Raw genomic sequence first — 12,993 nt, 5'->3', positions numbered from 1 at the left:
GTCAGACGGCATCGCGCAACCTGATGATCAACCCCTCGTTCGGCAGGACCCTGCCATCCATGTCCCGTAGCGGCAGGGTGGAGGCGAGGACACTGTCAATCCGGGCATCGGCAGGCACGATCAACACCCTTTCTTGCGTACCGAAGTTCAGCACGATCAACAGACGCTCATCATCCTGCCGCCTTTCATATGCCAGGATGTTCTTATCTGCGTCGGCAAGCAGAAAGGCGCCGAGAGTAAGAGCGCCGCTGGACCCTCGCAATTTCAGCAGGTCTCTATACAGGGACAGGATGGAGCGCCGATCCTCCGCCTGTAGGGCCACATTACGCGAGGGCCAGTCGGGATTTAGCGGCAACCAGGGTTCGGTCGTGCTAAATCCTGCAAAGGGCGCGGCATTCCAGGGCATGGGCGTTCGTGCGCGGTCGCGGCCAATGCCGATCCCCGGCTGGCGAAGGTCCTGCGGGTCGCGGATGCGGTCAGCCGGAATATCGACCTGGCCGATTCCGATCTCGTCACCCTGGTAAATCGTCGGCGTACCGCGCAGGGTTAGCAGCAGCATCGCCGCCACCCGGGCCTGCGCTTCACCGATGCGGGCCGCGATACGCGGCGCATCGTGGCTGCCCAAGACCCAGTTGGGCCAGGCAAATGCAGGCAGTGACGCTTCATATTCCGCAATCACCCGGCGCAACTCGACGGGATCCCAACGGCTTTCGATCAACTGGAAATTAAACGGCAGATGCACCTGTGGGCGCTCCGGCGTACCGTACCAGTGCGCATGCCGTTCATTGGGCAGGAATATCTCTCCGATCAGAACGCGCTGGCTATCGGGGCCGGAGCCATATTGGTCGGCCAGCGCCCTGAAATCGGCGGAGATTGCATGAGCCTCTGGCTGATCGGTGGAGTGCAACTGGATCAGGCGGTCGCGCTCGGTCTGACCTTTCCGCCAGTCGGGATTTACAGGGTTATCCGGCAGGTCCGCCGCCTTTACGATGTGCCAGAGAACATCGATCCGAAAGCCATCCACGCCGCGATCCAGCCAAAAGCGCAGCACATCCATCATCGCGGCGCGCAGGTCGGGGTTGCGCCAATTGAGGTCGGGCTGTTCCTTCAGAAAGGCGTGCAGATAATATTGTCGCGTCGGCTCGTCCCATTCCCATGAAGAACCGCCGAAATCACTGATCCAATTGTTGGGCGGACCACCATTGGGCGCCGGGTCGCGCCAGATATACCAGTCGCGTTTAGGACTATCGCGGGAAGAGCGGCTCTCCACGAACCACGGGTGCCGGTCGGACGAATGATTTGGCACATAATCGAGCAACAGCTTCATGCCCCGCTGGTGAATCGCGGCAAGAAGCCGGTCGAAATCTTCCAGATCGCCAAACAAGGGCTCGATGCCGCAATAATCCGCCACGTCATAGCCAAAATCGGCCATAGGTGAAGGAAAGACGGGCGACAGCCAGATGGCGTCCACGCCCAGCAAGGAAAGATGATCAAGCCGCGATTCTATACCCGCCAGATCGCCAATGCCGTCCCCGTCGCTATCCTGAAAGGAGCGGGGGTATATCTGATAGATGACACCGCGCTTCCACCAGGGGGCGGCGCTTTCTTTGTAGATCATGGCCGGTGAACGCCTTCGCCCGATTTGGCCAGACAGATGAAGCGGGCGTACATTTTTTGCATGCGCCGCGCCCAGCGCCCGCTCTGTCCGCCATGAAGCTGCCGCGGGAAGACGACGTCCGGATTTGTCATTTGGGATGAGGCCTTATGGTTCGCCTGTGCGGCAAGTTCGAAACGGTTGCGCGTGGTTCTCGTTCCCCAAGAAAAGCGACCGCGTGCCCATTCGGTGAATATCCGGCGGCGCCTCTGCCAACCGGCGAAGCCTATTGTTCCCTGCTTCACATGATGGCTAAAGGGCCAGGATGCGGCAGGGGGAATGCCGCTAAAAGGGGAGGTGATATGTTCGACGGGTTAAAAACGTTCGTGGCTGCCGCCGCGCTGATCGCGGCACCGATTGCGGCCGCACCGCCGCCGGAGATGCAGAATGACATCCCACCGGGTTTCGAGCCGGTGACGAACAGCGACTATGTCACCCGCGATGTTATGATCCCCATGCGCGACGGCGTGAAGCTGCACACGCTGATCGTGGTCCCGGATGGCGTCACCGCAGATGCGCCGATCATTTTTTCGCGGACGCCCTATTCGGCACAAAAGGCGATTACGGGTGCGCCCTCCAACCATTATGCCATGGCGCTGCCGACCGCCTATGCGGCGCTGGCCGACGCCGGCTACATCATCGTCGTTCAGGATGTACGCGGCCGTTACGAATCCGAGGGGGATTATGTTATCACCCGGCCGCTCGTCGGCCCCCTGAACCAGACAGAAACCGACCATTCGACCGATACCTGGGACAGTATCGAATGGCTGGTAAACAACATCCCCGAAACCAACGGGAATGTCGGCACAATCGGCGTCAGCTATGGTGGCTTCACCACATTGATGAGCCTGGTGAACCCACACCCGGCGCTGAAGGCGGCGGTACCGATCAATCCGCTGGCCGATGGCTGGAAAGGCGACGACTGGTTCCACAATGGCGCCTATCGCCAGAGCTTCCTGGACTGGGTCTATCGCATGAGCGCGGACAAGTCGTCGCGTCATGCGCTGCAGTTCGACCGCCACGATACCTATGAAAGCTGGCTGAAGGCGGGGTCCGTCGGCGAAATGGCCAAGCGCATGGGCATCGACAAATTGCCCTTCTACCAAAGGCTGGTCGCCCATCCCGCCTATGACAGCTTCTGGCAGCAGCAGGCGCTCGATCGCATATTGGCGAAGGAACCGCTGAAGGTACCGACGCTGCACGTTCACAGCCTGTGGGATCAGGAGGATATTTACGGCGCCCCCGCCACCTATGCGGCCATGGAACCGAAAGATGACGGCAATGACGAGAATTACATGATCATCGGCCCCTGGCGCCACGGCCAGGGCATGGCGGTGGATGGGTCGACACTGGGCGACATCGACTTCGATGCAAATAGTTCGGTCTGGTACCGCGACAATGTGCTGATCCCCTTCTTCGATGAACATTTGAAGGGTCAAACCCCCGCCGCCGACATCGCGCCGATCACCGCCTTTGAGACCGGCGCGAACATATGGCGACAATATGATAGCTGGCCGGTCTCATGCGCCAGTGGCTGCCCGGAACAATCGAGGCTGCTCTATCTGGGGCAGGACGGAAGTCTTGGCTTCACCGCACCGACGGGATCGGCAAATGCCTATGCCGAATATGTCTCCGACCCCGCACGGCCCGTAACATACCGCCAGCGTCCGATCCTTGCGACTTACAATCCGCAAACGACATGGGGGGAATGGCTGGTCGACGATCAGCGCTTCGCCGAATCAAGGCCCGATGTCGTCACCTTTGTGAGCGAAGTCCTGACGGAGCCGGTCCGCGTCGCGGGTCAACCGATTGCCGAGTTCTTCGCCTCCACCAGCGGCACGGACAGCGACTGGGTCGTGAAGCTGATCGACGTCTATCCGGGCGAATATCCGGCCGCGCCGGAAATGGGCGGGTACGAACTGCCCATCGCGATGGACATCATGCGCGGCCGCTATCGCGACGATCCCGCGAACCCGACCGCTATCCCGGCCAATGAAGTCGTCAGCTATCGGCTGGAACTGCCGCAGGTCAGCCACAGCTTCGAAAAAGGGCACCGCATCATGGTGCAGATCCAGTCGAGCTGGTTCCCGCTATATGACCGCAATCCGCAAAAATTCGTGCCGAATATCTTCAATGCGAAGGCCGAGGATTATCAGAAGGCGACGCAGCGAATCTATCATTCCGCCTCCTATCCCAGCCGGATCGACCTGCCGGTCGTCGCGCCCTGACCGCGTACAGCATCAAAGGGCCGGGCGACCTCAGGTAGTCAGCCTGTGCGCACCGGCCTGGCTGCTCAGCCTGAAAGTTTCGAGGGGCTGCGGAGCGACCGGATTGTCGGTGGGAAGAAATACCCACTCGTTCGTCACCGCCTCTGTATTGACGTCGAGGATCATGTAGCCGCGGCGGCTGGTATCGCACCATTTCAAATTCGGATTGGCCGTGACGAAATCGCGCGCGATGACGGCCGGGTCACCGTGAAAACGCTTATCCAGCCCGAATGAAGACACGCCCTGCCCGGCAAATTCTACGCCGACCGGCCGACCGCCGGCTTCCAGATCGTAAGCCCACGCATTGTGGCTATCGCCGCTAAGAACGACCAGATTGGCGTTTGCGTCTGCGGCGCCATTCAGCAGCCGCCGCCGGGCGGCGGGATAGCCGTCCCACCGGTCGAGCGACATGGGCAGGCCCGCATCCGCCAGCGCGACGGCAATCTTCAGCCTGGCCTGCTCGGAAGGATGGAGAACAGTGCCGGCCGCGAACCAGCCCTCGTCGATGCGCGGCAATCGCGTCGGGGCCATGATGACCTGCTGCGCCAATAGCTGCCACTTCGTGCCACTCCCCACGGACGCGCGCATGCCCTGGGTCAGCCAGTCTTCCTGCGCCTTGCCCATCATCGTGCGGGACGGATCCTGCAGCGGGCCGGTCAGGAATTCGGCAACGGCCGCCTTCATGTCGGATGCGCCAGCCAGGGCCGTCTCGATATCCAGCTGCTTTGTGCGCGCCAGATTGCGGGTCTCTATACGGAACAGGGTGGCCAGATTGCCAATCTGATAGGCGTCGTAATTCTTTCGACGCATCGGCATCCATTCCTCGTGCGCGCGGATCGCCGCAGCGGCGCGCACGTCCCAATCGCCCTCGCCCGGATCGTGATTTGCAGCGCCATCGCGCCAGCTATTGTTCGCCGTTTCGTGATCGTCGCGCATGACGATCATCGGATATAGTCGATGCAGCAGCCTTAGATCGGGATCGTCGCGATAGGTGGCATATCGCAGACGATAATCTGCAAGAGCGACAGCCTCGTGCGATGGACCGATCCCGCGCCTTTCCGCAAGGCCCGCTACCGCATCGGAGCGATCGAGCGGGGATTCGTAAATATAGTCCCCCAAATGCACAATCAGGTCGAGATCCTGCCGCTGGGCCGCATGGGCATAGGCGGTGAACCAGCCGGACGTCGCATTGGCGCAGGACATGATTCCGATGCGAAATCGCTCCACACCAGTCCTTGGTAGGGTGCGGGTGCGTCCTATTGGAGAGGTGCCGCCGTCCGGAGCCACAAAGCGATAATAATACCAATGCCCCGGCGTCAGTCCCGTTGCACGGGCGTGCGCGCAATGATCGCTCTCAGCGGTGGCTGTGGCCTCTCCACGCGCGACCATCCGCGTGAACCCAACATCTGATGCAACCTCCACCCGCAGGCGCGAACCGGTGGCGTCCGGCCCGATGTAACGGGTCCAAAGCGTAACCTCTTCATGACCGGGATCACCGCTTGCGACATCATGCGTAAAGCCGCCGGTTTCGGCCGCGCGCAGCGTCGACGACACGGTCATCATCGCTGGCAGTGCCAATGCGCCCTTCAAAAGCAGGCGGCGGTCTATCGTAAAATTCATGCACAATTCCGTAATTTCGCGGTGCCGCCCCTAGACATCCTTTATGTCGTTTTGGCGACAGGCAAGGTCACATAAGTGTAAATAATATAACTAGAAATTATTAATATTTCTGAAGATTATCTGACATCCCCGCCCACTACGCAGCGCAGCATTCGGCGGGGGTTTCCGCCTTTTTGTGGGGTAAGTTTTATGTTGCGCAGTTCCAAATCGTCGCTCACGCGGCGTGCCTTTGTCATGCTGAAACTGGCCGCCCTTGGCGGCGTTTGCCTGCCGGCGACGGCTCTTGCCGCCGGCGCGATTCAGAATGTCGAGACAGCCGAGGACACCGGGGAAAGCGAGCAGCAGAGCGCGCTGGTCGTCACGCAGGACGACGGGGCGGGTGAAGAAATCGTCGTCACCGGCTCCCGCGCGTCGCGCCTGCGTGCAATCGATCGCAAGCGCGAATTGCCCGTGATCGCCGACGTGATCGCATCCGATCTGATCGGCAGGCTGCCCGACTATAACACCGCCGAGGCGCTGCAGCGCTTGCCCGGCGTTTCCGTGGAGATCGATCAGGGCGAGGCGCGCTATGTCGTGATCCGCGGCGTCGATCCCAACCTCAACCAGGTCACGATCGATGGCAATCTGGTGGGTATTCCAGAGGCGGAGGGGCGGCGCGTCGCCCTCGATACCATTCCCTCCGACCTGGTCGCGGCGATCGAAGTCGTGAAGGCGGTGACCCCGGATTATGATGCGAACGCAATCGGCGGCAGCATCAACATCGTCACCCCCACCGCCTATGACCGTCCGGACGACTTCGTATTCGTGACCGCGAAGGGTTCTTATGCGGAAAAGGCAGACAAGCTGGGCTTCGGCGGCAGCGGCACCTATGGCACCAAATTCGGGGCCGACGATCAGTTCGGCATCGTCGTGGCAGGCAGCTATTTCAAACGCTTCATCCACAGCGACCTTGCCGAGCCAGTCAGCTGGTTTCAGCTGAGCGAGGATGTGGTCACCCCCGCAGCATACCGGCTCTACGATTACCGCATCATGCGGGAACGCATTGGCGGGATCGTCAATCTGGATTTCCGCCCCAACAACGACGTGCGCCTATACGTCCGCAACATCTATAATGAGTTCACCGACAAGGAGGAGCGGGATCAGCTGGACTACGCCTTCGCGCGCGGCACGCCGTCTTTTCCCTCCGCCAACCAGATCTCTTTCTCACGCGGCCGCGCCACGCGCGAATATCGGCAGAACGACCAGACGCAGAAGCTGTACAATGTTTCGCCCGGTGCCGAGCTGACTTTTGGTGCGGTGCAGCTGGACTTGAACTACACCTATGCGCACGCCGAGGAGGTTACGCCGGTACGCGACGATATAGAATTCCGGTCGGCGGATAATCTTGGCAGCACGCTCGACCTCGATTCCTCCATGCCGAAATTTTCAGAACTGAATCCCTCCATTTACGACGCCGACGCCTTCCCGCTGATGCGCGTTCGCCAACGGCAGGAAGACATCAAGGAGGACCTGCACGCAATGAAGGTGGACGTGCAGTATAATTTCGGCGACTTCGGCGACAATTTCGTAAAGGTCGGCGCCAAATATACCGAACGCCGGAAGACACGCGACAATCGTCAGAACGTGTTGCTGCCGACGGAGATTGCCACGCTGGGCGGAACCGGCCTCGCCTTGGGTGAACCGGATGATTTCTACGAGGGCGATTATCGCTTTGGCCCGACCATCGACTATCGCGGCCTGCTGGACTTGATCGAAAACAATCCCGGCCTGGTGGCGCTCGACGGAGGGTCCACTCTCAACAATGATTTCAGCAGCGATTACGGCATCGATGAGTTCATCTACGCCGGCTATGGCATGGCCAGCCTGACGTTCGGCGATCTGACGGCCGTGGGCGGCGTTCGCGTCGAGCGTACGGAGGCCACCTATAATGCCTTCGAGATACGGGAAACCAATCAGAGCGGTGCAACGGAACGGTCTGATATCAGGCGGCTTAGCTTTCAAAACAGCTATACCGATGTCCTGCCGAGCGTGCACCTGACTTACAAACCACTCTCTAAACTGATCGCGCGGGCGGCCTGGACCAACACCATCGGTCGCCCGAATTACGACGCCAGCGTGCCGACCTTCGAGGAGGATGGCGGCGAGGGGACGGCAGGCAATCCGGACCTGAAGCCGTTCAAATCGATGGGACTCGACGGCTCGCTGGAATTCTATCCTGACAGAGAGAGCGTGCTGTCCGCCGCAATATTCTACAAGAAAATCGAAAACCCGGTATTCACGCGCCTGATCTTCAATACATCCTTCGCGGGCGTTCCGCTGACCGAGCTGTCGCAGCCGCAAAACGCAACGGACGGCGACATCTTCGGTGTGGAGGTGAACGCCGTTCGCCGCTTCAACTTCCTTCCCGCGCCGTTCGACGGTCTGGGCGCTTCGGTAAACGGAACATGGGTCGATTCCAGCGTCACGGTCCCGGGCCGCGAAAATGAGGACATCCCCTTCTTCCGCCAGTCCGACTGGATCGCCAACGCGGCGCTGTTTTACGAGAAGGGCCCGTTCGAGGCGCGCTTCGCGGTCAGTTTCCGTGATGACTTCATCGTAAATATCGGCAACAGCACTGCATCGGACGTTTATAACAAGGATCGCACCCTGCTCGATGCCCGGTTCAGCTATCGTATCACCGAGGGCATCGAGATTTTCAGCTCGATCTCCAACATCGGCGATGCGCCGCTAACCTACTTCCAGACGAATGAGGATCAGGTCTATTCGCGGCAGATTTACTCCTTCAACGCGGATTTCGGCATCAGTGCCAATTTCTAGCAATATGTGGCGCGTCATATCGAGCGTTCTCCTCGCCCTGTCGGTGGGCTCGCCTTCACCGGCAAAACCGCAGTCGCAGGGAGAGGAGATCGCAAGATATGCCACCGAGGAGGTCCGACGCTTCACCGCGCGCGAAGCGCGGCAAGGCGTCGCCACCAGCACGGATCGTCTGTATGCCGTGAATAATAGCGAGCTTGCTGCCTATGATCGGGACACGGGGAAGCGGCTGGCGCATTGGCAGGGCGATCCGGCATGGTTTCCGCACCTGAACAGCTGCACAATCATTACTGACGAACTGATCTGCGCAAATTCCAACTATCCTGCCGTGCCAATGGCAAGCTCCATCGAGACGTTTGACGCGGAAACCCTGGCGCACAAGGATTCCCACAGCCTTGGCCCGCTGGAGGGCTCGTTGACCTGGCTGGTGCGTCACGAGGGAAGCTGGTGGGCGACCTTCGCCAATTATCTCGGCAAGGGCGGGCAGCCGCTGCGCGACCATCGCGCCACCGTTCTCGTCAGGATGGATGATACGTTCACACCGCAGGAACGCTGGCTGTTTCCCGAAAGCGTTGTGGCTGAATTTGCCCCGTACAGCAGCTCGGGCGGCGATTGGGGTGAGGATGGCCTCCTATATGTAACGGGCCATGATCGGCCCGAAGTGTATGTGCTTGCCTTGCCGCCCGCGGGGCCCGTCCTGCGGCATGTCGCGACGCTTTCGGTATCTACCGAAGGACAGGCCATTGCCTGGGACAGCGAAGACCCGCGCCTGCTCTGGTCCATCGATCGTGCGACGCAGGAGGTCGTTGCAAGCAGAGTTCCCGCAATCGACGGTTAGTCTGCTGGGAACAGAGCGCGTGACAAGGCGGTGTGCCCCGCCTGTCTGGGCGAGATGTACTCTGAATAGCCAAATACTGGCGCGTTCCGAAAATTTGGTCTACGAATCCTGTCAGGAGATTATTGACAGGGGGAGTAGAGAACTCATGAGCAGCAAAACCAAGATCAGCCGCCGTGCATTTGCGACGGGGGCGGCGGGCGTGGCCGTCGCATTCCCGATGGTAAACTTCGGTGCCTTTGCGCTGAATGCCGAAACGCCGCGTGAATATTCCACCCGCGCCGTGGATCTGGTCACACAGTCGATGGTCATCGACATGCTGGCGCCATTGAATCTAAGCGCCGATTCGGATTTCGTAATCCAACCCATCAGCGATCAGATGCGTTCCGAATTTCTAAACAGCGGCATCAATGCCTGGCATGCAGCCACGGGCGTCGGCGGCCCGGACGCCTATACCGATGTACTTGCCTATCTAGCGCGATGGCAGGGTTTTGCCGGCAGGAATTCCGATCTGTTCGCGCTGATCGGCACAATGGACGATCTGGAACGCGCAAAGGCCGACGGTCGCATCGGCATCATCATGGGCCTGCAAAACTCAGAACATTTCCGCACGCCGGACGATGTGAAAAGCTTTTACGAGCTGGGACAGCGCTGTTCGCAACTGACCTATAATTCGCAAAATCGCATCGGTTCGGGCAGCACAGAGCGCGAAGATGGCGGCATCAGCGATTTCGGCGTCGAAATCATCAAGGCCATGAACGACGTGGGCATGCTGGTCGACGTATCCCACAGTGGCGACCAGACGACGCTGGATGCCACCACCCTGTCCTCCGTCCCGATTGCCTACACCCACAGCAATTGCCGCGCCATCTCTGGCCATCCCCGCGCCAAGACTGACGAGGCGATCACGGCGCTGGGCAAGAATGGCGGCGTCATGGGCATCACCGGCGTGCGCAACTTCGTCAGCAATACGGAACCGACGAACGTCACCCACATGGTCGACCATATCGATCATGTCGTGAAGCTGATCGGCATGGAGCATGTCGGAATCGGGTCCGATGCCGATCTGCACGGCTATGACGACATGCCCCCGGAAAAGAATGCCCGGCTGCGGTCCTACTATAAGGAGAGCTACGCCTTTCGCGACAAGATCGACACGGACGGCTTCGATCATCCCATGAAGATGTTCGACCTGACGGAGGAGCTGATCCGCCGGGATTATACCGATGCGCATATCCAGGCGATCCTGGGCGGCAATTTTCAGCGTCTGCTGCGCAACACCTGGAAATAGGCGCATTCCGAAACGCGGGGGGAGGGGGACGCCCCCCCTATAGCGGTTCAGCCAGAAGACGTCGGTCTTTTAGCTTAGCAGACGCTGATTGCGCCAGATGGAGGGGGCTGCGGCCAGCCTCAGCCCCCTCCATCTGGCGCAGATAATGATTTCGTCACAATTTTTCCGATGACGCGCCGCCCCCTCGACGCTACGGCACCGGATTATGAAGAGCGTCACTCTTTTGCGTCATGCGAAGTCCAGCTGGGATGACCTGGTGGAACGGGATTTCGACCGTCCCCTGAATGCCAAGGGCCGCCGCGCCGCCGTTACGATGGGACGGCACATGCGGCAGGAGAAGCTGGAATTCGACGAGGTGGTGGCGTCCCCCGCCGTTCGCGTCATCGAGACGCTTGAAGGGGTTGAGGAGGGATTTGGCCGCCAATTCACGCCTCGCTTCGACCGCCGGATTTATATGGCGGCCGGAGAAACGCTTCTCGACATCGTGCATGAGACAGAGCACGACAGTGATCGCCTGCTCCTCGTCGGCCACAATCCCGGTCTGGAGGATCTCGTGTTCCTGCTGACCCCCGCCGATGGCTCAGAATACCGTCGGGCGATTGATGTCAAATATCCGACAGCGACGCTGTGCGAGATGCGCTTCGATGTAGAGAATTGGGCGGATGTCGTGGCGGGCAGTGGCCGAATCGCGCAGTTGGTCAGACCGCGAGACCTGGATCCTGAACTTGGCCCCGATGTGTGACGGCCTCGACGGGCGGCTAAAGCGAATTTTCCAGCCTGCCCAGCAATTGCCGCGCTGGGCTTAGCGGAACGTCCTCCACTACCAGTTGCGCGTCCAGGCGTTGTACGCGATTGTAAAGGTCGCGACTGGCCAGAATGATGGCGCGCGCCTCCTCCGGCAGTTGCGCAAGAACGTCCGCCGTTGCCGCGCTTTCACCGGCACTGCCCAGCCGCCGTTCCGGATACAGGGCCTCTTCGGCGGACAATTCGCCTGCCTCCACGGCCTTTCGCGTAAGGAGCCAGGAAACGGCATGCATCAGTCGCGTGGTGACGCGCAGCGATTCGCAGGAAAATTGCACCCGCTCGACCGGACCGAGCGCCTCACGATCCGCCTTGCCATTCTGGTCGAAATATGACCGCGCCTCGTCGGCCAGCACCATTGCCTCCGTATAGAGGCTAGCCACCAGCTTGTTCGTCAGCTTCAGGTCGTCTCCGCGCATCAGCGTGTCCACCGGATCTGGGTCATTTTCATTCACATGCCCCCTTGAACCCAGAATGGTTAATAACCAGCTACGATCGCAGGTGAAAGCCGTTTCGGCAGCCGGGGTTCCGGTGCTGATGCGGACGTCGCCGACAGGGGCCGGCCATGATGGCGGCCTCGACCACGACATCGCTTTAGAAGAAGGATGATGACATGCGTAGTTTTGATCTGACCCCCCTCCTCCGCTCCTCTATCGGCTTTGAGAATCTTGGCCGGCTGGCGGATTTCGCCACGCGTGACGAGGGGAGTGCCTACCCCCCCTATAACATTGAAAAACTGGGCGAGAATGAGTATCGCATCCAGATGGCCGTCGCGGGATTTACCCAGGACGAGCTTGACCTGACGGTTCAGGAAAATTCGCTGATCGTCACCGGCCGCGCCGCCGAAGACGAGGCGGATCGCGAATTCCTGCATCGTGGCATTGGCAAGCGCGCATTCGAGCGCCGCTTCCAACTGGCCGATGTGATCAAGGTAACGGAGGCGACGTTCGAGAACGGCCTCCTGAACATTGGGCTGGTGCGCGAAATTCCGGAGCACAAGAAGCCCCGCAAGATCCATATTGGCGGCGAACAGCGGCCACGTGCGATCGAGGGTGAAAGCAACCGGAAAGAGGAAGCCCAGAAGGCCGCATAACCCGCGGCTCTGCCACTGAGAAAGGGCGGATCCCCCAAGGGGACCCGCCCTTTTTTCATGTTACTAGGTTCAGGAACGTGCCCGGCGGCGCAGGCCGACTGCGAGCAGGCCGAGACCCAACAGGGCAAGCGCGCCCGGCTCCGGCACATCCTCGATGGGCAGCAGGATGTCGGGGGCATCGCCGGCCTGAACGCCGACCCCGGCCTGGTCCTCATAACCGAACTCGAACAAGGTTGTGCCGGCCAGTCGTGCATAGCCGTAATGTACGCCGTCGAGCAGCGTGAACCGAAGCGCGATGTACGCATCCGTCGCCGCCCCGTCGATCACTGCGGGAAGGTCGAAAGATGCATAGGAGCCCAATAGTGTGCCATCGACAAACGGCGCACGATCATCGGTGAAGAAGGAGGTGGGCTCCCCAAAGACGGTCAATACCTCGGCGGAACCTTGCGTCGAGATGGCAGCCTGCGGCAGGCCGAAGAAACCGCCGGGCCCGCCATTGCTGAATGTATAGCCGGCGGTGCCGCCGTCCAGAACAATCTGATAATCCTCCTCGGTAAAGTCGACGTTGCCGTTAAAGCCGACGATCGCCGCCGAGGCTGTGGAAGCGGCCAACAGGGC

10 protein-coding genes are annotated in these 12,993 nt (G+C 60.3%); 6 read left to right on the top strand and 4 right to left on the bottom strand.

Translation table 11 applies throughout. The annotated features are described in order from the left end of the window. Position 1: 1 nt before the first annotated feature. Positions 2-1,618: an alpha-amylase family glycosyl hydrolase gene (locus tag ACSMXM_RS15995; RefSeq protein ID WP_460317434.1), complete on the bottom strand. Its 1,617-nt coding sequence runs from the start codon at positions 1,616-1,618 to the stop codon at positions 2-4. A 338-nt stretch (positions 1,619-1,956) separates the two neighbouring features. On the opposite strand from ACSMXM_RS15995, the gene ACSMXM_RS15990 reads away from it, so the two are divergent. Next, positions 1,957-3,882: a CocE/NonD family hydrolase gene (locus ACSMXM_RS15990; protein WP_460317433.1), complete on the top strand. Its 1,926-nt coding sequence runs from the start codon at positions 1,957-1,959 to the stop codon at positions 3,880-3,882. Positions 3,883-3,912: 30 nt separating this feature from the next. On the opposite strand, the gene ACSMXM_RS15985 is transcribed toward ACSMXM_RS15990, so the two are convergent. Then, positions 3,913-5,541, bottom strand: a complete 1,629-nt coding sequence (locus ACSMXM_RS15985) for an alkaline phosphatase D family protein (protein ID WP_460317432.1) — start codon at positions 5,539-5,541, stop codon at positions 3,913-3,915. 189 nt (positions 5,542-5,730) lie between these two features. On the opposite strand from ACSMXM_RS15985, the gene ACSMXM_RS15980 reads away from it, so the two are divergent. From ACSMXM_RS15980 to ACSMXM_RS15965, 4 genes are all read left to right on the top strand, one after another. Beyond that, entirely contained in the window at positions 5,731-8,358 is a 2,628-nt protein-coding gene (locus ACSMXM_RS15980) for a TonB-dependent receptor (protein ID WP_460317431.1), read from the top strand. Then, positions 8,345-9,193 (top strand): hypothetical protein, encoded by an 849-nt coding sequence (locus ACSMXM_RS15975; protein WP_460317429.1) that lies wholly within the window; start codon positions 8,345-8,347, stop codon positions 9,191-9,193. The genes ACSMXM_RS15980 and ACSMXM_RS15975 overlap by 14 nt, the downstream gene beginning before the upstream one ends. 145 nt (positions 9,194-9,338) lie before the next feature. Beyond that, positions 9,339-10,481, top strand: coding sequence for a dipeptidase (locus tag ACSMXM_RS15970; RefSeq protein ID WP_460317428.1), 1,143 nt, complete (start codon positions 9,339-9,341; stop codon positions 10,479-10,481). A 205-nt stretch (positions 10,482-10,686) separates the two neighbouring features. Next, a complete protein-coding gene (locus tag ACSMXM_RS15965) occupies positions 10,687-11,223 on the top strand; it encodes a SixA phosphatase family protein (protein WP_460317427.1) in 537 nt (178 codons plus the stop codon). A gap of 16 nt (positions 11,224-11,239) precedes the next feature. Here ACSMXM_RS15965 and ACSMXM_RS15960 read toward each other — a convergent pair whose 3' ends face one another. Continuing rightward, on the bottom strand, positions 11,240-11,737 hold the full coding sequence (locus ACSMXM_RS15960) for a DUF1465 family protein (RefSeq protein WP_460317426.1): 498 nt from the start codon (positions 11,735-11,737) through the stop codon (positions 11,240-11,242). A gap of 158 nt (positions 11,738-11,895) precedes the next feature. Between ACSMXM_RS15960 and ACSMXM_RS15955 the strand changes: the two genes are divergently transcribed. Beyond that, positions 11,896-12,375 carry an Hsp20 family protein gene (locus tag ACSMXM_RS15955; protein ID WP_460317425.1) on the top strand — a complete coding sequence of 160 codons (480 nt, stop codon included), beginning with the start codon at positions 11,896-11,898 and terminating at the stop codon, positions 12,373-12,375. Positions 12,376-12,444: 69 nt separating this feature from the next. Here ACSMXM_RS15955 and ACSMXM_RS15950 read toward each other — a convergent pair whose 3' ends face one another. Next, positions 12,445-12,987, bottom strand: coding sequence for a PEP-CTERM sorting domain-containing protein (locus ACSMXM_RS15950; protein WP_460317424.1), 543 nt, complete (start codon positions 12,985-12,987; stop codon positions 12,445-12,447). Positions 12,988-12,993 lie beyond the last annotated feature (6 nt).

The organism is Pacificimonas sp. ICDLI1SI03 (assembly GCF_054740865.1).
The sequence above is the reverse complement of the archived record's forward strand: the minus strand, read 5'-3'. Positions and strand labels throughout refer to the sequence as shown.